At 40.4% G+C, this 19,500-nt stretch carries 23 protein-coding genes and 1 other RNA gene; 15 read left to right on the forward strand and 9 right to left on the reverse strand.

Going from position 1 to position 19,500, the window contains the following annotated elements:
* Positions 1-326, forward strand: an RNA gene (gene rnpB / locus F3G98_RS04765) — RNase P RNA component class A.
* Positions 327-427: 101 nt separating this feature from the next.
* Here the strand turns inward: rnpB and F3G98_RS04770 are convergent.
* From F3G98_RS04770 to flaG, 4 genes are read right to left on the reverse strand one after another with little or no spacing between them, the layout of a single operon-like run.
* Positions 428-655 (reverse strand): hypothetical protein, encoded by a 228-nt coding sequence (locus tag F3G98_RS04770; protein ID WP_021085119.1) that lies wholly within the window; start codon positions 653-655, stop codon positions 428-430.
* A complete protein-coding gene (gene fliS / locus F3G98_RS04775; protein WP_009293744.1) occupies positions 648-1,019 on the reverse strand; it encodes a flagellar export chaperone FliS in 372 nt (123 codons plus the stop codon). The genes F3G98_RS04770 and fliS overlap by 8 nt, the downstream gene beginning before the upstream one ends.
* Positions 1,020-1,028: 9 nt before the next feature.
* Positions 1,029-2,789, reverse strand: a complete 1,761-nt coding sequence (fliD, locus tag F3G98_RS04780) for a flagellar filament capping protein FliD (RefSeq protein WP_107969816.1) — start codon at positions 2,787-2,789, stop codon at positions 1,029-1,031.
* 2 nt (positions 2,790-2,791) lie between these two features.
* Entirely contained in the window at positions 2,792-3,187 is a 396-nt protein-coding gene (gene flaG, locus F3G98_RS04785) for a flagella length regulator FlaG (RefSeq protein ID WP_103617998.1), read from the reverse strand.
* Positions 3,188-3,306: 119 nt separating this feature from the next.
* Here flaG and F3G98_RS04790 point away from each other — a divergent pair, with 119 nt between their 5' ends.
* From F3G98_RS04790 to F3G98_RS04840, 11 genes are all read left to right on the forward strand, one after another.
* Positions 3,307-3,651 (forward strand): ornithine carbamoyltransferase, encoded by a 345-nt coding sequence (locus tag F3G98_RS04790; protein WP_103568464.1) that lies wholly within the window; start codon positions 3,307-3,309, stop codon positions 3,649-3,651.
* On the forward strand, positions 3,648-4,214 hold the full coding sequence (rsmD, locus tag F3G98_RS04795) for a 16S rRNA (guanine(966)-N(2))-methyltransferase RsmD (RefSeq protein ID WP_149725822.1): 567 nt from the start codon (positions 3,648-3,650) through the stop codon (positions 4,212-4,214). The genes F3G98_RS04790 and rsmD overlap by 4 nt, the downstream gene beginning before the upstream one ends.
* Positions 4,215-4,270: 56 nt before the next feature.
* Positions 4,271-5,323, forward strand: a complete 1,053-nt coding sequence (locus tag F3G98_RS04800) for a flagellar basal body P-ring protein FlgI (RefSeq protein ID WP_149725823.1) — start codon at positions 4,271-4,273, stop codon at positions 5,321-5,323.
* Positions 5,323-5,622 carry a rod-binding protein gene (locus F3G98_RS04805; protein ID WP_012001656.1) on the forward strand — a complete coding sequence of 100 codons (300 nt, stop codon included), beginning with the start codon at positions 5,323-5,325 and terminating at the stop codon, positions 5,620-5,622. The genes F3G98_RS04800 and F3G98_RS04805 overlap by 1 nt, the downstream gene beginning before the upstream one ends.
* Before the next feature lie 58 nt (positions 5,623-5,680).
* The gene (locus F3G98_RS04810) at positions 5,681-5,884 is read left to right on the forward strand and encodes a flagellar biosynthesis anti-sigma factor FlgM (RefSeq protein WP_035142939.1); all 204 of its coding nucleotides are present in this window, start codon (positions 5,681-5,683) and stop codon (positions 5,882-5,884) included.
* A 16-nt stretch (positions 5,885-5,900) separates the two neighbouring features.
* Entirely contained in the window at positions 5,901-6,332 is a 432-nt protein-coding gene (locus F3G98_RS04815) for a flagellar export chaperone FlgN (RefSeq protein ID WP_107915541.1), read from the forward strand.
* Between the two features lie 3 nt (positions 6,333-6,335).
* Positions 6,336-8,207, forward strand: a complete 1,872-nt coding sequence (flgK, locus tag F3G98_RS04820) for a flagellar hook-associated protein FlgK (RefSeq protein WP_002942291.1) — start codon at positions 6,336-6,338, stop codon at positions 8,205-8,207.
* Positions 8,204-8,971 carry a TIGR02757 family protein gene (locus F3G98_RS04825; protein ID WP_149725824.1) on the forward strand — a complete coding sequence of 256 codons (768 nt, stop codon included), beginning with the start codon at positions 8,204-8,206 and terminating at the stop codon, positions 8,969-8,971. Before flgK ends, F3G98_RS04825 begins: the two co-directional genes overlap by 4 nt.
* Before the next feature lie 66 nt (positions 8,972-9,037).
* Positions 9,038-9,574 carry a superoxide dismutase family protein gene (locus F3G98_RS04830; RefSeq protein WP_103608297.1) on the forward strand — a complete coding sequence of 179 codons (537 nt, stop codon included), beginning with the start codon at positions 9,038-9,040 and terminating at the stop codon, positions 9,572-9,574.
* 145 nt (positions 9,575-9,719) lie between these two features.
* Positions 9,720-10,481, forward strand: coding sequence for a TSUP family transporter (locus tag F3G98_RS04835; RefSeq protein WP_103608296.1), 762 nt, complete (start codon positions 9,720-9,722; stop codon positions 10,479-10,481).
* Between the two features lie 65 nt (positions 10,482-10,546).
* The gene (locus F3G98_RS04840) at positions 10,547-11,230 is read left to right on the forward strand and encodes a F0F1 ATP synthase subunit A (protein ID WP_002942300.1); all 684 of its coding nucleotides are present in this window, start codon (positions 10,547-10,549) and stop codon (positions 11,228-11,230) included.
* Between the two features lie 157 nt (positions 11,231-11,387).
* Here the strand turns inward: F3G98_RS04840 and F3G98_RS04845 are convergent, their stop codons facing one another.
* Both F3G98_RS04845 and F3G98_RS04850 read right to left on the reverse strand, forming a co-directional pair.
* The gene (locus F3G98_RS04845; protein WP_103608295.1) at positions 11,388-12,161 is read right to left on the reverse strand and encodes a creatininase family protein; all 774 of its coding nucleotides are present in this window, start codon (positions 12,159-12,161) and stop codon (positions 11,388-11,390) included.
* Positions 12,158-13,540 (reverse strand): purine-cytosine permease family protein, encoded by a 1,383-nt coding sequence (locus tag F3G98_RS04850; RefSeq protein ID WP_103598170.1) that lies wholly within the window; start codon positions 13,538-13,540, stop codon positions 12,158-12,160. The genes F3G98_RS04845 and F3G98_RS04850 overlap by 4 nt, the downstream gene beginning before the upstream one ends.
* Positions 13,541-13,753: 213 nt before the next feature.
* On the opposite strand from F3G98_RS04850, the gene gatB reads away from it, so the two are divergent.
* Genes gatB through F3G98_RS04865 form a run of 3 tightly spaced genes read left to right on the forward strand, consistent with a single transcriptional unit; the run spans position 13,754 to position 17,130 of the window.
* Positions 13,754-15,175 carry an Asp-tRNA(Asn)/Glu-tRNA(Gln) amidotransferase subunit GatB gene (gene gatB, locus F3G98_RS04855; protein ID WP_103610122.1) on the forward strand — a complete coding sequence of 474 codons (1,422 nt, stop codon included), beginning with the start codon at positions 13,754-13,756 and terminating at the stop codon, positions 15,173-15,175.
* Positions 15,176-15,187: 12 nt separating this feature from the next.
* Positions 15,188-16,078 (forward strand): NAD(P)H-dependent glycerol-3-phosphate dehydrogenase, encoded by an 891-nt coding sequence (locus tag F3G98_RS04860; protein ID WP_149725825.1) that lies wholly within the window; start codon positions 15,188-15,190, stop codon positions 16,076-16,078.
* On the forward strand, positions 16,075-17,130 hold the full coding sequence (locus F3G98_RS04865) for a glycoside hydrolase family 3 N-terminal domain-containing protein (protein WP_103590936.1): 1,056 nt from the start codon (positions 16,075-16,077) through the stop codon (positions 17,128-17,130). Before F3G98_RS04860 ends, F3G98_RS04865 begins: the two co-directional genes overlap by 4 nt.
* 110 nt (positions 17,131-17,240) lie before the next feature.
* Here F3G98_RS04865 and F3G98_RS04870 read toward each other — a convergent pair whose 3' ends face one another.
* The 3 genes from F3G98_RS04870 to rarD (F3G98_RS04880) are packed head-to-tail and all read right to left on the reverse strand — an operon-like array spanning position 17,241 to position 19,444.
* Complete coding sequence (locus F3G98_RS04870; protein WP_103608293.1) at positions 17,241-17,693, reverse strand: aryl-sulfate sulfotransferase; 453 nt, start codon at positions 17,691-17,693, stop codon at positions 17,241-17,243.
* Positions 17,686-18,573: an EamA family transporter RarD gene (rarD, locus tag F3G98_RS04875; protein ID WP_103608292.1), complete on the reverse strand. Its 888-nt coding sequence runs from the start codon at positions 18,571-18,573 to the stop codon at positions 17,686-17,688. The genes F3G98_RS04870 and rarD (F3G98_RS04875) overlap by 8 nt, the downstream gene beginning before the upstream one ends.
* Complete coding sequence (gene rarD, locus F3G98_RS04880) at positions 18,557-19,444, reverse strand: EamA family transporter RarD (RefSeq protein WP_009293763.1); 888 nt, start codon at positions 19,442-19,444, stop codon at positions 18,557-18,559. Before rarD (F3G98_RS04880) ends, rarD (F3G98_RS04875) begins: the two co-directional genes overlap by 17 nt.
* Positions 19,445-19,500 lie beyond the last annotated feature (56 nt).

Here is a 19,500-nt window from a genome sequence, read left to right on the forward strand (position 1 = left end):
TGGCACGGTAAGCGGTCGCTTTTGCATCTTGCAAAAGAGGAAAGTCCGAGCTGCGATAAGACAAAGTTCCATCTAACGGATGGCTAGGGAAACCTAAGGGATAGTGTAACAGAAAGCAAACTTCCGCCTTGGCGGTAAAGGTGAAACGGCGGGGTAAGAGCCCACCGGCACGCTTGGTAACTTGCGTGGCCATATAAACCCAACTTGCAGTAAGAAGGGATGGTTTTGGTCTTATATTAAAACCCTTCGCTAGAGCTTGTTTGTAAAAGCAAGCGTAGATAAATGATCGCTCAAGACAGAACTCGGCTTAACGCCGTGCCTTTGTTTAAATTTAGAGTAAATTTCAAGTAATTAGCAGTTGGTAAATTTGAAAGATTTTCAAGACAAAACCGGCAAATATGCCGTGCCTTGAAAGTTTGAGATTAGATTAGTTTTTTACGTATTTTTGAGCTTTTTGTAGTTTTGTAAGCTCGTTTTGGATGTGTGAAGATTTGGTTTTAAAAAGCTCTATCGCACCGCCGATTAGCGCTTGTGCTTCTTGAGCTGAAGCTAAGCTTTTAAACATATCTTCGCTAAAGCTTTGTGATAGTGCAGCTAGCTTTCTTGTATCTTCGTTTATTAACGCTAGCTTAAATTCATTGATCCAGCTATTCACCTGATGTTACCTCCCTCCATGCTTCTGATAACTGCTTTACGACATTTGTTACTTCATTTAGTGCATTAATATCGTTTTGGATATTTGCCATAGCAAGAAGCTGCATCTGTCTTGTATAAAGGCCGCTAAGATAGTGAGCCACGTCACCTTGAGAATAATCAAGCGAGTTTAAAAGCTCGACAAAGATAGCGTTTGCTCTGTTTATATAATAGACTTTTTTCTCTATATCTCCAGCTTCTATCGCTTTTTTGGTGCGAAATATAAATTTCAAAATTCCGTCATAAAGCATTTCTATTAATTTAGTCGGAGACTCGATGCCCCCGAAACTCGACTGTGCGTATGCACTATATGCACTTTGATTCATTTTTCTCTCTTAGTTCTTATTGTTTAGCTCAGCATCTATCATTGATTTTAGTGTAGCAAACTGATTTTCCAAACTAGCAATGATAGCGTTATACTTGATGAAGCGCTCTTGCATCGTTGTATATTTTTCATCTAAAAGCTTTTGAGTGCTCTCTTTATTTTTAGTGATAGACTCACTCTCGTCTTTTAGCTGATTTTGCATAGCGATCATCGTACCTTCTTTGCCAACAGCACCATCAAGCATCTTAGCTAGCTTTGTAAAAAGACCATCAGTTTTTTTAGTCACTGGATTTACGGTGGCTTCGCTCATACCAAGAGTTGCTAGTGCAGAAGCTTTGCCTTTTACCTCGATATTTTCGCCATCACTTCTTTTTAAGATGATCCTCTTGCCGCTTTGATCAAGACTAGCTGTGACTCCGTCGATGCCAGCGTCATTGATAGCTTGTTGAAGTTTTAGAGCGTTATCTTCAGCCGTTCCGCCAGCTGCTGTTGAAAATATAACTGACTTGCCGTTTATCGTTAGATCGCCAGCCTGGATATTTAACGCACCTGCGCTTACGGTTGAGTTACCCATGTAGCTTATTGGCTCAGTCTTGCTTGAACCCATGAAAAATTTCTGAATTTCTTCTGGATCTTTGCTAAGAGCTGCATTAAATTTATTTAGATCAAGCTGAAGCTGACCGTCTTTATCTGGCACTATGCCAAATTTACTTAACGCTTTGCCTTCGCTATCTTGACCATTTACTAGACGTCCGATGTTTGATCTAAGGCTTGAAATTTCACTTACACCTTGAAAAGTACCAGCGCCTTTTTCTTCGTCATATTTTGTAGCGATCTCAAGGTTCATGGTCATTAGGTTGTAGTCTTTTATAAACTCTTCAACCGCTTTTACGACCTCTTCAGTGTTTTGAGAGATGCTTACGTTTGTCTTGCCAGTCTCATTTAGCGTGATATTTACGCCAGGTCTTAGATCATCAAAGCTATTTTTGCTTCTTTTGATATTTACGCCGTTATATGTAAATTCTGCATCTTGCGCTTTTAGAATTCTATTTTTCTCCAAATTTGATGTCATCTTTGGCGTGCCATCAGGATTTGTTAGTGCAGTGCCGTGCTCGTCTGTATCTTGAAACTGTGTATCATCCCAGCCAAGCTTGTCTAAAACGCCAGCAGTGTCGTTTGAAAATTTAATAGTCTGCGTAGCGCCAGTGCTGCCTGATTGAAGCATTATTTGATTTGGCTTATCGCCACCAACATTTAAAATTCTAGCTTGCAATTTACCGCCACTTACATCATTTATCTTATCAACGATATCTTGATACGTTGTCGATCTTGTCACGCCGATAGAGAATTTTTGTCCGTCGATCTCAACATCAAATGAGCCAGTATTTGTCGCACCCACCATGCTTGAAGAATTTTTGAAATTTTTGCTTTGAAATGTATCTTTTTGAGCAAGTTTTTGCACATCGATACTAAAGCTTTGTACGCTAACGCCGTTTGCAGCAGAAGCTGTGACGCTTTTGCCGGCGTTATTTGTATTTCTTTTTAGATAAAGTGCCTCGCCACCAAGTGTTTTACCACTAACATTTACGTTACTAACAAGAGTTTTTAGAGCTGCAAGGTCCTTTTGCTTAAGCTCGTTTTTCTCTAGCCTTGTTGTAAGTGGTTTGATCTGTCCAGCCTCATCAGCCTCTTTTAGTTTCTTGATAAGCTCATCGTTTAGGCCGCTATTTTTTGTACCGATGCCTAAATTTGTTACGTTACCTACTGCCATTTTTAACTCTCCTTGTCAAAAAGTATTCCGATACTTTCTTTGAAATACTCGCTGATTTTTATAGCTTCTTTGCTCGGAAGCTGTGTTATCTCTTCGCCTGTTTTGGCGTCTTTTACTTGCACTACCATTAAATTTAACTTCTCGTTGTAAGCAAATCTTACATTGGTATCGAGCTGCTGCATCTGATAGTTTAGCCTATCAGTAACCTCTCTTGTCTTTTTAGCAAGATCCTCGTTGCTAAGTCCGTCAAGCTCGTTAGCATCCTTTGATTTGCCGTTTTTGTCGGCATTTACTTTGACATCAGAGTGCTCGATAGGTCTGCTGTCTATCTGACGCTGAGTCGACGTGCTCATGTTTGCATCAAGTGTTTGATTTGCCGCTGCTTTGAAAATTTCCATAGTTTTACTCCTTAAAACTTACGCTAGCTCCTACATCGGTAAAATTTTAAATTCCTTTAGTATTTATATAAATTTTTGATTATTTAGGTTAAAATCTAGCAAAATTTATAGGACGGGATATGAAAATTTCATTTGAATGCGACTGCATTTTGCTGCAAAAGACTTTGCTGCTTTTTTGTGGAAATTTAGCCGCTCATCATAAGGATTGTGATTTTGTAGTAAGTGACCGAGAGATCGTCACAAAAAAACCGCTATTTATAATAGGTAAGAACGCTCATCTTTCTCATCCATTCACAAGAGCCACTCTTATTGATACGCTCGAGGAGTTTTACTCAGCCACGCAAATTTCAAAGGCAAAAGAGCCAGATCAGATAGTAAATGAAAAGAGTTTGGAGCAAAAAGTCTCAAATTTGATAGATAAATTTAAAGCTGATCTGCTTGAAATTTTAAGGGCAAATCAGTGAAGCTTTATACCAAAATTTCAAGTGGTAAATTTAAAGGCAAAAGGCTTGAACTACCAAGTCTAAGCACGACAAGAAGCACAAAAAGCATTGTAAAAGAGTCCTTTTTTAACGTCATTAGAGATGAAATTTGCTCACTTACATTTATAGAGGGCTTTGGCGGAAGTGGCGTGATGGCAAGCGAGGCTGTTAGTAACGGAGCGCGCGAGGCTATCGCGATCGAAAAAGATAGGGCTGCTTTTAAGATCACGCAAAGCAACCTTGCAAGCCTGCAAAGTCCAAATTTAAAAGCGATAAATGGCGACAGCTTTTCGCTCTTGCCTGATCTTGTAAATTCGCAAAATGGCAAGGTTTTGCTCTATCTTGATCCGCCATTTGACATAAGAGCTGGCTTTGATGATATCTACGAAAAGCTTGTAAATTTGATCTCGCAACTAAAAAAAGAGAAAATTTATATGATAGTTTTTGAGCATAACAGCGACTTTAAATTTGGCGATGAAATTTCTGCGTATAAGCTTGTTAAATTTAAAAAATTTGGAGCCACTTCTCTCTCTTATTTTCAGTAAATTTTGGAACATCTTTTGCTTTAAAAACCTAAAATAGCTAAATTTTAGGAAAAAATATGAATAAATTTTTATCTTTTGTAGCAGCTTCAGTGATAGCTACTTCAGCCTTTGCTACGCAGATAAAAGAGCTTGCAAACATCGTTGGCGTAAGGGACAACCAGCTAATAGGCTATGGTTTAGTCGTCGGACTAAACGGCACAGGGGACGGCTCAACGTCAAAATTTACGATCCAGTCGCTATCAAACATGCTTCAAGGCGTAAATGTCAAGATAAATCCAGATGATATCAAGTCAAAAAACGCAGCCGCTGTTATGGTGACAGCAAAATTGCCTGCATTTGCAAGGCATGGCGACAAGCTTGATATAGAGATCTCGTCTATCGGCGATGCAAAAAGCTTACAAGGTGGCACTCTTCTTATGACTCCGCTAAAAGGCGTTGATGGCGATATCTACGCTTTAGCTCAAGGACCTCTAAGTATCGGTGGCAAGAGCGCAGGCAGAAGTGGCGGCAATCACCCAACCGTTGGCACTATCTTAAATGGCGCCCTTGTGGAGCGCGAGGTCACTTACGATATCTACAACCAAGATAGCATAAAACTAAGCCTAAAAGATACAAATTTTAAAACCGCTCTTGATATCCAAAACGCCATAAATGCAAACATTTCAGACGATACTGCAAAGGCGATCGATCCAAGAACGGTTATCGTTAAAAAGCCAGATGATGTTAGCATCATCGAGCTTGCAAGCGCTGTGCTTGATCTTGATGTGGAGTATAAGCCAGATGAGAAGATCGTAGTTGATGAGAGAACTGGCACGATAATTAGCGGTATAAACGCGGTAGTTAGTCCAGTCGTGATAACTCACGGCGCTATAACTATAAAGATAGAGCCAAACAGCTACGAAGAGGCGGCACAAAATGATGTAAATATAGGTAGCGACACCTCGGTGGCTCCTAGTCAAAATTTACTTAAAATTTCAGGCGAGAAAACAACCGTTGCAAACGTAACAAGAGCGCTAAACAAGCTTGGAGCAACACCAAGTGACATCATCTCTATACTTGAAAATTTAAAACGAGTTGGCGCGATACAAGTCGATCTGGAGATAATATAATGCAAATAGACAACACCCTAGCACTAAATTCATATAGTGACATCTCAGCAAACAAGATAAAAAATGCAAATGCCAAACAAGATGCACTTTTGAAAGAGCAAACTGATGCTTTTGAAGCATTTATGGTAAAAGCTGTTCTTGATATCGCTTTAAAAGAAGATGATAAGAACTCACTCTATCCAAAAGCCGCTGGCAGCGACATTTACAGGTCTATGTATAACGACGCTATGAGCAAAGCTTTGAGTGGAAATTTAGGTTTTTCAGAACTTTTATACGATTTTTTGAAGAGAGACTCTTAAGTAAATTTATATTTTGCCGATGTAGTGATATAAACATTTTATTTTAAGAGGTATGGATATGATAACTCCTTTGAACCAAAGACCAAACTACCAGGCAAATACGCTAAATAAAAATAGCGATGCTAGAGTTGAAAATGAAAACAAAGAAGTAAAAACAAACGAAAACGCAAAGGTAAAAGAGATAGCTGATGCAATAGCAAATGGCACCTATCAGGTAGATATCTCTAAAACAGCAAAAGCTGTGGCTGATGCGTTGCTGTAAATTTAAAGGAATTTAAATGATAAAGAAGCTTTTGGACGAGGCCATAGGCGAGCTAGACGAGCTTATAAATTTAACGATGCAAGATATCGCCAACATAAAAGAGGCAAAGCACTCAAGCGTTGATGAGAGTGTGAAGAAGAAAAATGCTCTCGTGCGCGCTTTTGAAGATACCAAAAGAGCTTTGGATAAAGAGCTACTAAGGGTTTCAAAAGAGAGTGGCACTACGACACTTGCAAACGTTTTAGATGATGAAGTGAAGTCAAAGCTAGTGCTTATGCGTTCAAAGCTTGAAATTTTGCATAAAGTAAATAAAGAATATGCAAGACACGTCGTTGTTGTTAAGGAGTTTTTCGACTCGCTTAGCAAAAAAGTCTTTGGCACTCAGGTAAATGAGTATGGCCAAGACGGCAGCGGCACAGATAATAATTTTTATAAATCAAGGGTTTAACAAATGGCTAATATCTTTATGTCATTAGGCACAGGCGTTTCAGGGCTAAATGCAGCCCAGGTGCAAATAAGCACAACTGGAAACAACATCACAAACGCCGATAGTAACTACTACACAAGGCAGCGTGTAGTCCAGTCAGCATCTCCAGCGATGAACACTGTCCCTGGTGGCGTTGGCACAGGTACGCAAGTAGATACCGTGACAAGACTTCACGACGAGTTTGCCTATTCAAGACTAAAATATTCATCATCAAATTTAGAAAATACAGGCTACAAACAGAGAATTTTACAAGAGGCTACAAAATACTTTCCAGACCTAAAAGATAACGGCATGGTAAAAGATATACAGGAGTATTTTGCTGCGTGGAACAACTTTGCTTCAAATCCAGACGAGGGAGCTCAAAAGGTAAATTTGATAAACAAAGCTAGCGTTTTAACAGCTAGCATCAACCGCTCATCAAAGATGCTTTATGATATGCACACGCAGATAGATGAGACTATAAAGATAAATATAAATGAGATAAACTCACTTGGCAAGCAAATAGCAAATATCAACAAGCAAATTCAAAGAGTTGAATCTGGCGCAGACGCTGGCATCAAGATAAATGCAAACGACCTTCGTGATAAGCGCGATGAGCTAGAGCTTGCTATGTCAAAGCTGGTAAATACAGCAGTTTATAAAAGCGATCTAAAAAGCGAGTCAAGGATAGATACAGGCATAAGCGATCAAGGAAGATACTACAACCTAAATATCGGCGGTGTGAGCATCGTTGATGGCGTAAATTTTCATGAAATTTCTATGAGCTCAACTGAGAGTGGGCAATACACGAAAATTTATTATGAAAGAGAAGATGGCAGACGCATCCCTATGGAGGAGAAGATCACAAATGGCAAGATAGGTGCTGCGCTTGATCTTAGAGGTCGCAACTACGAGCCAGATAATGATAAATTTAGCGATGGTATCATCCAAAAATATATCGACAATCTAAATACATTTTCAAAAACTTTAATAACTAGCACAAACAACGTCTATGCCGAGTCTGCGGTTGAAATTTCAAACTCAGATCCGATCAGCTACCTAGAAAACGACAAGACGCTGATGAACCACGACAACAGCATAAGAAACGGCAGTTTTGATGCTATCGTTTATGACAACAAGGGTAATGTCGTAGCCAAAAAGACCATCGAGATAAACGGCACTACGACGATGAACGATACAAAATACGGCAACTCTGTTGTGCAGGATTTTAACTCAAATTCAGACGATAACAACGATAATAACATGCTAAATGACGTTGATGACTTTTTTGAAGCGTCGTATTTTTATGATAAAAACACGCATCAAGGCACATTTGCGCTCATACCAAAGCAAGCTCAAGGGCTTTATAGCATCTCAATAGTCGATCACGGCACAAATTTCCCAGGCGTTGTTGGTATCAACAGATTTTTCTCTGGCACAAACTCAAATACAATAGGCATCAATCAAAATTTCACCCAAGATCATACAAAGCTTCGTGCCTACTCAAAGCCAGTCGTGGGTAACAACGAAGTTGCAAACAAGATGATCCAACTTCAGTACCAAAAGCAGACATTTTACTCAAGTGGCACTGCGCTTGATAGAGATGAGACGATCGAGGGATATTATCGTTATTTTACGACCGATATGGCGAGCGATACCGAGGCGAACAATACCATCCACGACACAAATACATCTTTGCAAAGGACTGCTGAAGAGGAGTTTCAATCAACAAGTGGCGTAGATACCAACGAAGAGCTTACAAACTTGATCCGCTTTCAAGCAAGCTACGGCGCAGCAGCAAAGATCATCACGACAGTTGATCAGATGCTTGACACGCTTCTTTCACTAAAACAATGAGCGATCTAAAGAGCCTTTTAGACTCACACGTAATTAGTAAAAATACAAATTCGGGGCTATTTGACGCCCCGGACCCACTTCAAGTAGCTACTAAATTTAAAGAGCCAAACATAGCTCTCGTTTGTGCGTTATTTGCTTATGGCAACGCAAAAATGATAGTTAAATTTCTAAATTCGCTTGAATTTAGCCTACTTGATGAGAGCGAGCAAAATATCAAAAAAAATCTGTCAAATTTCAAATACCGCTTTCAAAATGAAAATGACGTAAAAGAAATTTTCATCACACTTTCACGCCTGAAAAAAGAGGCTGACATAGAAGAAATTTTGCGCCAAGGTCTTGCAAAAAACGGCGAGATGATAGAGGGCGTAAATGAGCTTATTAAATTTATTTATGGGCTAAATTCTTACCGCTCAGACGGATATGAGTTTTTCTTTGGCAAGAGTTTTGAGAAAGAGCCGCAAAGTCCATATAAACGCTATAACATGTATCTTCGCTGGATGGTGCGAGATAGCGACATCGATCTTGGGCTATTTAAAAATTTGCCAAAAGATAGACTTTTGATGCCACTTGACGTGCATACGCATAGGGTTTCGTTAAATTTAGGGCTTATAAATAGAAAGAGCTACGACTTCAAAGCGGTCATGGAGCTTACAAAAAAACTTAGAGAATTTGACGAGCTTGACCCGATAAAATACGACTTTGCGCTTTATAGGATAGGGCAGAGCAAAGAGCTAGAAACCATCGTAAAAAATCTCAAAAAATAAAAATTATTGCTAAATTTTTAAATTTAGGATAGACTTGTCATACAATTTTATCCATAAGGAGCTTGTATGAAAAAAATCGTTTTACTAAGTGCAGTTTTAGGAACTTTGCTTTTTGCTCACGAGGGTCATCACTTTGATCCAAAGGCCGGCGAACATCTAGTCATACCTGTTAATGAGCTAAGCGAAAAGGGCGATAAGAGCGTTGGCGAAGTAGTAGCTGTTAAGACAAACTACGGCGTTGCGTTTTTTCCAAATTTAAAAGGTCTTCCTGCAGGACTTCACGGCTTTCACGTTCATCAAAATGCTGATTGTGGCGCGACTGAGAAAGGTCTAGGTATGAAAGCGGGCGGTCACTGGGATCCAGCTGAGACAAAAATGCACTCATTCGCATGGGACGATAAGGGTCACAAAGGCGATCTACCAGCACTTTACGTAGATGCCGAGGGCAATGCAAACTACCCAGTGCTAGCTCCAAAGATAAAAAATCTTGACGAGCTAAAAGATCACTCACTAATGGTTCACGTCGGTGGCGATAACCACAGTGACCAACCAAAAGCACTTGGTGGTGGCGGCGCTAGAATGCTTTGCGGCGTTATTAAGTAATAAAGCCCCTACAAAAAGCCTTTAAATTTATATGTTTAAAGGCTTTTTTAAATTTCGCGCTCAAATTTAACCCCCGTTTCTAAGATGAAATTTCAAAATTTTAAACTACAATCCGCTTTTTAACTTAAATTTACAAAGAATAAAAATGGAATTTGACCTACTTAGCTACACTGTCTTTTTTGTCGTCGCGTTTTTGGGTGGTTTTATCGACGCGATCGCAGGAGGCGGCGGACTGATCACTCTGCCAGCTATCATGGCAATGGGCGTGCCACCTCATCTTGCCCTTGGTACAAACAAGCTTCAAGGTGTATTTGGCAGCTTCACGGCAACGCTAAATTTCACCAAAAAAGGGCTGATTAATTACAAAGAGTGTTTTATTGGCATAGTTTTTACATTCATAGGTGCTGCCATCGGCGCAACGCTTATCTTATTTTTAAATGCAAATTTCTTAAAAATAATCATCCCATTTTTGCTAATCGCCATCTTCATCTACACGCTTTTTATGCCAAAAATAGGCGAAAGTGATAGGGCTGCAAAGATGAATGAGAAGCTATTTTATGTCATCTTTGGGCTTATTTTAGGTTTTTATGACGGCTTTTTTGGCCCAGGAGCTGGCTCGTTTTGGATGTTTGCGATGGTGGCTTTAATTGGGCTAAATTTAAAAAAGGCGGTCGCTCACACAAAGGCTTTAAATTTCACCAGCAACATCGTAGCTCTTGGCGTTTTTATAGCTGGTGGGCAGATACTTTGGCTAGTTGGCTTTTTGATGGCTGTGGGACAAATTTTAGGAGCATATTTTGGCTCAAATTTAGTCATCAAAAAAGAGGTCAAATTTATTAGAACGATGTTTTTGATAGTTGTCGCAGCGACCATTTGCAAACTGCTTTTTGACTACTTCAAAGCTTAAAATTAAAAATGTTTTAACAATAATTTTGTTACAATCACGCAAAATTCTAAATCTAAGGTAAATCAATGAAAGATTTGTTTCTATTCTCAAATTTGCTAAACCATTCACATGCCTTTGTCTATGCGTTTCACTTTTGCCTTGTAGCTTTGATCATCCTTATCGTTGCTTACATCGCAAGGAGCAAAATGCAGCTTGTGCCAAGAGGCCTTCAAAACATAGTTGAGGCTTATTTAGAGGGCGTTATCTCTATGGGCAAGGATACTTTAGGTAGCGAAAAGCTAGCTAGAAAATACCTTCCACTTGTCGCAACTATCGGCTTTATCGTATTTTTCTCAAACGTCATCGGCATCATCCCTGGCTTTGAGTCACCAAGCTCAAGCTTAAATTTAACTCTAGTTTTGGCTTTGGTTGTATTTATTTACTACAACTTTGAGGGCATTAGAGAAAATGGCTTTTTCAAATACTTTGGACACTTCATGGGGCCAAATAAATTTCTAGCTCCTATTATGTTCCCAGTCGAAGTCATCTCACATCTTTCACGTGTAGTTTCGCTCTCTTTCCGTCTTTTTGGTAACATCAAGGGCGATGACTTGTTCTTGCTTGCGATGCTTACACTTGCACCATGGTTTGCTCCACTTCCAGCCTTTGCACTTCTAACACTTATGGCTGTTTTGCAAACATTTATCTTCATGATGCTAACTTACGTTTATCTAGCTGGCGCAGTCGCTATTAGCGAGCACGAGCATTAAAATTTAAAGCCATATTTTTATATGGCTTTTCTCTTTTTTAAATTTCTACTATCTATCAAATTTAACTTTCAAGCAACATTTCAAAATAAAAATAAAGTATTAAATTTAGTGAAGAATTAAGCAGTAAAAATGTGTGCTATCTCTAGCACACATAAATTTATTTTTTGTGGTCGTATTTCCAGCCCATTTTTTCAAGCTTTTCAACGATCTCTACAACATAGTCAGTCACGCAATCAAGCATCTTTTGACCTTTTTCTAGGCTAGCTTTTGTGCTATCTCCTGTTGCGCCTGTCTCTGTTACCTCTTTGATATCCCAGATGATGGTGCTAAACTCGCCAAAACCGATAACATCATGAGGTACTTGTGACTTTGCGTGCTCTAAATTTACAAGCTCAGGTTTAACCGCCATAGTTATAGAAGTCTCGCCCTCTCCGCCGTGACCAAGTCCGTCCCAGACGTCAAATGTACCTTTTAGCCTAGCTCCTGTGATATTCCACCAAGCAGGTATAAAGACCAAAACAGCGTCTTTGTGTCTATCTTTTACCTTTCTAGCGGCGATCTCAAGGGCAGGGATGTTACCGTCGTGGCCATTTAGGATGATGATATGTTTTATGCCGTTGTTTATAAGGCTCTCAAAAATATCTTCAGCGATCGCTATCGTGGTTTCAAATCTAAGAGTGACTGACATAGGAAATTGGTTGTAGTGGATAGAAGTACCAAAAGGCACGCCTGGAACAACGATAGTCTTTCCAAGTCTTAGAGCTGCTCTTTTTGCGATCTCTTCAGGCACAAAAAGGTCAGGCCCAAGTGGCAGGTGCCAGCCATGGCTCTCGCAGCTACCAAAGGTCGTGATAGCGCTATCTATCTCGTGCGCCTCAAATTTTTGCTTTAGCTCTCTTGCGCTAAATTCGTTCAAAACTACCTTTTTCATCTCATCTCCTTGTTAAAAAATTTATAAAATATCGGATAGATAATAATCGTAATAACTAACGCTACAAGACCTGATGGTAGGTCAAATGGAAGCGGCAAATAGTACTGGAAGATAAATCCAAGCAATGCGCCTATGACAAATGAGATAACGCCAGCCATGTGATAGTCTGGTTCGCTATTAAATTTAGCGATGTCGTACTTTCCTTTTTTGATGATGTAATAATCAGCTATTAACGGACCAGCAAGAGGCGGAGCAAATGTGCCAAGTATCGTGATAAATGACGCAAAAAACATTTGATAAAAGGCAAATGAGCCAAGCACAGTGCCTACTACGCCAGCGATTAGCACTAGTTTTTTTCTATTTATGTTTAAATTTATGCTTGAAAGTACCGGACCAGTATATAGCGAGTTGCAGTATAGCTCGGCGTTATTTGTAGTCCAAAGCGATGCTGTCCAAGCGATGACACCGATGATAGCTAAAAGGGCTGACTTTGTTAGCATCCACTCTACGTAGTTAAACTGGCCAACGCTTACTGCGCCGATGTAGCCAACTATGTTTAAAAGAGGGTTTGTTAGTATAAAGCAAGCCACGACACCTGCAATGACAGCTTTTACTGATTTGTTAAATCTAAATAGATCAACGCCCATAACAGCTCCTGCTATCCAGCTACCAACGACAGCAGTGATGGCATTTCCAAGTCCAAGACCTTGTATATTTTTGGTCTTTTCTAAAAAGGCCTCAGCTCCGCCACCTTCTGCTAACATCTCGTAGCCAACATAGACTGCGATGATCAAGATAACAGGGCTTATAGGGATCGCGATAGCCTCGATAGCTTTGATGCCCACGTATGCTGTGATGGTGAAGATGATGCCAAAGATAAAGCAAGCAAGAAAGACCTCAAGCGTGATCGGAGCGATATCTTTGTAGCCAAAATTTGCTGGGTCAAAGACGATGACGCCACTTGGATTGCCTATAAATGAACCCCAAATTTGACCGACCATCCCAGTGATGCTGGCAAACCAGCCAAGTGTTAGCAGTGCCATGATGATCATTGGCAAATTTGCACCTTTCATGCCGTAAGAGTACCTAGAGACTAGAGCTAGGCTCATACCAGTTTTTTGGGCCATTATGCCAAGTAACGCAGTGATGATACTTAGCGAGCCCATACCTAAAATGATCGCCCAAATGGCGGTTTGAGGTGAGACGCCAGGCTTTCCGCCAAAACCGGCCAGAACGCCACCTATGAAAAGTCCAGTAACGACGTAGCCAAAACCTACCCAGACCATTATCTGGTTAAATGTCGGGCGTCGCTCGGACATCGGAACCGGAGATAGCATACGTTCGCCATCTTCTAAAACAACATTCTCTTTGTCGCTCATACAAGCTCCTTTCATAAAATTTTGTCTTTTTTTATTATAGCTATATTATTTTTTTCTTACGAAAAATATTTAATTTGTAATTTAAATTTTTATCATTAATGTTACGAATTGTTAGTGTTTTTAAATTTCCTTAAAAGCACTCCTTTAGATATTTTAAAAGAAAGTATCGCTAAAATACGCACTAAAAATTTGCATAAATTTAAAGGTAAAAATATGTTTGAAGTCGTTATCGGTTTAGAAGTTCACACTCAGCTTAATACAAAAACTAAAATTTTCTGCTCTTGCTCGACTAGCTTTGGTGACGAGGCAAACACCCACGTTTGTCCTACCTGCCTAGCTCTGCCTGGAGCGCTACCTGTGCTAAACAAAGAGGCTGTTAAAAAGGCGATCAGCTTTGGCACAGCGATAAACGCTAAGATAAATAAAAAATCAGTCTTTAATAGAAAAAACTACTTCTACCCAGACCTTCCAAAGGCATATCAAATTTCACAGTTTGAGATACCTATCGTAGAAGGTGGTGAGCTCATCATCGACGTAAATGGCACTAAAAAGCGTATCGGCGTAACTAGAGCGCACCTTGAAGAGGACGCTGGCAAGAACATCCACGAAGAAAACGAGAGTTTAGTCGATCTAAACAGGGCCGGCACGCCGCTTCTTGAGATAGTTAGCGAGCCAGACCTTAGAAGTAGCGACGAGGCGGTGGCTTATCTTAAAAAACTACACTCGATCCTTCGCTTTTTAAACATCAGCGACGCAAATATGCAAGAAGGTAGTTTCCGCTGCGACGCAAACGTCTCTATCCGTCCAAAAGGTGACACTAAGCTTTACACAAGGGTTGAGATAAAAAACCTAAACTCATTTAAATTTATCCAAAAGGCGATTGATTACGAGGTAGAGCGCCAAAGCGCAGCGTGGGAAGATGGCAAATATGACGAAGAGGTCTATCAAGAAACAAGGCTGTTTGACACGACAAATTTAGTGACAAGATCGATGCGTGGCAAAGAGGATAGCGCGGAGTATAGGTACTTCCCTGACCCTGACTTGCTGCCTGTTGAAGTGCCAGAAGAGATGTATAACGAAGCGATCAAAATTCCAGAGCTTGCCGAGCAAAAGGTCGCAAGATATGTTAGCGAGCTAGGCGTAAAAGAGAGTGATGCGCTAAATTTAACCCAAAGCGTTGAGATGGCTAGATATTTTGAGGAGCTAATCGCCGCTGGAATTCAGCCAAAGCTTGCTACTACGTGGCTCATAGTCGAGCTTCTTGGCCGCTTAAATAACGGCGTAACGATCGAGACAAGCCCGGTTGGTAGCGCTAAGATGATAAATTTACTAAAACGCATAGAAGATGGCACTATAAGCGGCAAAGCTGCAAAAGAGGTGCTAGACTATCTAATGGAGCATGATGCGGACGTAGATAGCGTCATCGAAAAGCTTGGCTTAAAACAAGTGAGCGACGACTCAGCGATCATTGCGATCATAGATCAAATTTTAGCTGCAAACGCCGACAAAGTAGAAGAGTATAAAAACGGCAAAGATAAGATGTTTGGCTTCTTTGTCGGTCAGGTGATGAAAGAGGGCAAGGGTGCCTTTAACCCAGGCAAGGTCAATGAGCTTTTAAAGGCCAAAATAGGCTAAAAAAGGGCTAAAATGAGCATAGCAGTCATCGGAGCTGGCAAGTGGGGCAGTGCGCTATTTCACGCATTTAGTGAAAATAACGAGTGCGTCATCAGCTCAAGAACGCCAAGAGATATGCCAAATTTTGTAAGCTTAGAAAAGGCTTTGGAGTGCGAATATCTAGTCTGCACGATCCCAACGCAAGCTACAAATTTATGGTTAAAGCAAAACTACAAAAACAAAGGTCAAAAGATCCTAGTTGCCAGCAAGGGCATAGACACGGCAAATCTTAAATTTCTAAATGAAATTTATGAAGACTTTGTTGATAGAGAAAATTTGGCCTTTCTTTCTGGGCCGACCTTTGCAAAAGAGATCATGCAAAAGCTGCCTTGCGCCTTGGTGGTAAATTCTAAAAACCAAAATTTAGCTTTAAAATTTGCTTCATTTTTCCCAAGCTATATGAAAGCATACACTTCTGATGATGTGATCGGCGCTGAGGTGTGCGGGGCGTATAAAAACGTGATCGCCATAGCTGGCGGTATCTGCGACGGACTTGGTCTTGGCAACAACGCAAGGGCGAGCCTCATTTCACGTGGGCTTGTTGAGATGGCTAGATTTGGCAAATTTTTTGGCGCAAAAGATGAGACATTTATGGGGCTAAGCGGCGCAGGGGATCTTTTCTTAACCGCCTCATCGATACTCTCGCGCAACTACCGCGTAGGTCTAGGCATCGCAAGGCACGAGAGATTAGAGAAAATTTTAAATGAGCTTGGCGAGGTGGCAGAGGGCGTGGATACCGCAAAGGCTATTAGTAAGATCGCTAAAGAAAAGGGCATATATGTGCCTATTGCTAGTGAGGTTGAAAATATGCTAAATGGCAAAGATGTTTTTGAGAGCGTTAAATCGCTTTTGGGAAGAAGATGAGAGCTTTTAAATTTATACTTTTTGTGGCTATTTTTGCTCTGGGGCTAAACGGCGCAGAGGTGAGCCTAAGAGCCAAGGTCTCACAGATGATAATGGTTGGCTTTAACGGAGCCAGCACAAAAGATGCTGCGTTTCGCGCGATGTTAAGCGACGCTGGGTATGAGAGATTTGGCGGAGTGATGCTACTTGGCAGAAATGTCACCAGCAAAGCCCAGCTAAAAGCTAGCATAAAGGCGATCAAAGAGAAAAGTTCTAAAATTTTCATCGCTATCGACGAAGAGGGCGGCAACGTGAGCCGCATGAAGGATAAGAGCTTTGACGGTCCATATCCTAGCGCATACGAGGTCGCAAGCACGCTTGATATCAAAAGCGCTTATGATCTCTACTCAAAAATGGCTATAAATTTAAAAGAGTGCGGCATAAATTTAAATTTCGCTCCAGTGGTTGATCTACATGATGAAAACTCACCGATCATCGCCGCTAAGCAAAGGGCGTTTAGCGAGTATGCAAGCAAGGTGGTGATCTACGCTGATGCTTTTATGGACGCATTTAAAGAGCAGGGCATCTTAACGACACTTAAGCACTTTCCAGGGCATGGTAGCTCAAAAGAGGACTCACATAAAAATAAGAGTGAGGTCACGCTAAGCAAAGACGCGCTACTGCCATACAAAGACGCCATAAGCACTGGTAGAGCGCAGATCATCATGGTTGGACATCTTTTTGTAAAAGGCATCGACGATGACAATCCAGCCACACTTTCTAAAAAAATAATAACCGATCTCTTGCGAAATGAGCTTAAATTTAATGGCGTAGTCATCAGCGATGATATGCTGATGAAAGGCGTTGGCGACGAATCTTTAGCGCAAAAAGTGGTGAAATTTATAAACGCTGGTGGCGATATCTTGCTCTTTAGTGAGTTTAAGATAAATAACCAAAGAACGGCTGATCTAATCACTCAGATTATAATTGACGCCGTAAATGAGAAAAAGATCAGCAAAGAGCGAATCGACGCATCATACAAGAGGATAATGGCTCTAAAAGCGAAGCTTTAAATTTGGCTCTAATGAGTTTAAATTTACTCAATTAATAAATGTAAATTTGAGTAAAAATTTAATAGTTTAGACGTAAAATTTAGAGCTTGTCTAAAATGCCAAAGCCACTCTCACAACCCATCAAATTCTTTTTTTAGTTCTTCTCTTAGCTCCTCGGCTCTATCTTCGCCGTTTTTGAAATTTACCTTTACAAAGCCATCGATCTCGTCTAAAATTCCAACAAGTTCGCTTTCCCAGTTTGCATTTTCTTGTTTCAAAAGTGCTTCTAGCTTATCTCTTGTCTGCTCGAGCTGATCAAGGGCTTTGTCCTTGTCACTAGCCTCGTTTAGCGCATCTTCAAAGAGTATGTCCTGTCTTAGAGCATTTATCTTTTTTAAGATGACATTGCAAAATTTAGGGTATTTCTCAGCGTTGCTTAAATTTTCTAAAACCTCTTGCGCAGCCTTTTGATAGGCAGGTACCGCCCCCTCATCGTCAAGCTTTTTAGTTAGTTTTTGTATCTGAAAATATAAAATAAGCGCCGCAAAAAACGCAAGTAGCAAATAAATCGTTACGCTATTCATTTTTACTCCTTTTTCTAAATTTATCCACGCTAATTATCGCTAAAGCCAGCCAGATCATACAAAATGAGACGACTTTATAGCCGTCTAAAATTTCGCCATAAATGAAGACCGCGCAAAGGATCGCGATGGTTGGTGAGATGTATTGCAAATAGCCAATCGTCGTTAAATTTATCCTTGTAGCAGCTGCGTTAAAAGCGACAAGTGGCACGATGGTGACGATGCTTGAAGCGATCATTAAAAGTGAGTCTTCATTTAGTCCAAAGTGGCTTTGCGAGTGAAAAACCAGCCATAAAACGTAGCCAAGCGCAAATGGAAACATAAAAAATGTTTCGATAAAAAGCCCATTAAATGCGCTAATCTTCGCCATCTTTCTAACCATCGCGTAAAATCCAAATGAAAGTGGCAAGATGATAGAGACAAGTGGCAGACCGCCTTTGGTGTAAATTTGCACGCAGACGGCTGCGATGACGATGCAAACGGCTATGGCGCCAGCTTTGCTTAGGTGTTCTTTAAAGATGATGACGCCAAGAAGCATGCTTATCAATGGATTTATAAAATAACCCAAACTCGTGTCTAAAATTTTGCCGCTACCCACCGCATAGACATAAACGCCCCAGTTTATGGTGATAAAAATACCGCTTAAAAATAGAGCCTTTAGCGAGCGGATATCCTTAAGAAGCGCAAAAATTTCGCCCATTTTGCCATTAATGCAAAGCACTGCTGCCATCAAGAAAAATGACCAGATGATCCTGTGGGCTAAAATTTCATAAGCATCGACATCTTTGCTAAATAGGTTGAAATAAACCGCCAAAAACCCCCACATAAAAAAGGCGCTAAGCGCGAGAATAACGCCTTTTTGGCTCTCATTTAGTCTTGGTATTTTTGTCGCCTTTTATAGAATTTATACTATCTATCATCAAAAGCGTGACAGAGATGGCTAGGCAGATCATCAAAAAGTATGAGCTTTTCTCCAGTCTCTCGCCGATGGCAAATGAGACAAAAAGCATCATTATAGGCTCAAAATATGTAAGCAAACCTAGTACATTTATCGGCACGAGCGTGCTTGAGAGGATCTGGGCGATGAGGGCTATGCCGCTGATAGCACCAAGCAAGATGAGCAGATAGTAGATGTTTGGATTTTGGCTCATTACGTAGTCCATATCGGCTGTGAGCGCAAAATAAAATGAGAATAAAAACATAAAAATTATCTCGATAACAAAGCTTGAGAAATTTGCAAGGTTGTAGTACTTTCTAATGGTAAAATAGACTGGATAAAGGCAAAAAACTACAGCGCTCTCCCACGAGATGCCACCACTAATGACTGCTGTGCTAAAGACGCCAATGGCAGCGAAAAATATCGATGCTAACTTTGTTTTTGAGAGGTGCTCTTTGAAAAATATCCGTCCAAAAAGGACCATGACTATTGGCATGATGAGGTAGCCTATCGAGACTTTTAGCGCTGCGCCGTTACTTGGAGCCCAGAGATAGAGCCACATCTGAAATGAGACGATGAGCGAGGTAGCAAGCAAAACTAGTAAAATTTTAGGTTTTAGCTTTATTTTTAGAAGTAAAAATTTGAAATTTCGCTGCTGTTTTAACAAAAAAATGGCGGCGATGACAAAAGGCATGGCAAAGATCATGCGGTATCCAATAAGAGCTTGTGTGCTGATGGGGTTCATGAGCACTGACATGTAGTAAATGCAGTTAAATAAAACTGATGCCAAAAGCGAATAAAAAATGCCTTTTATCATGAAAAAAATCTTCTCTTTTTCTGGGTAAATTTAAAGTAGCGATTGTATGTAAAATA

Origin of the sequence: Campylobacter concisus, from assembly GCF_902460895.1 — a bacterium.
GTDB classification, from domain to species: domain Bacteria; phylum Campylobacterota; class Campylobacteria; order Campylobacterales; family Campylobacteraceae; genus Campylobacter_A; species Campylobacter_A concisus_BC.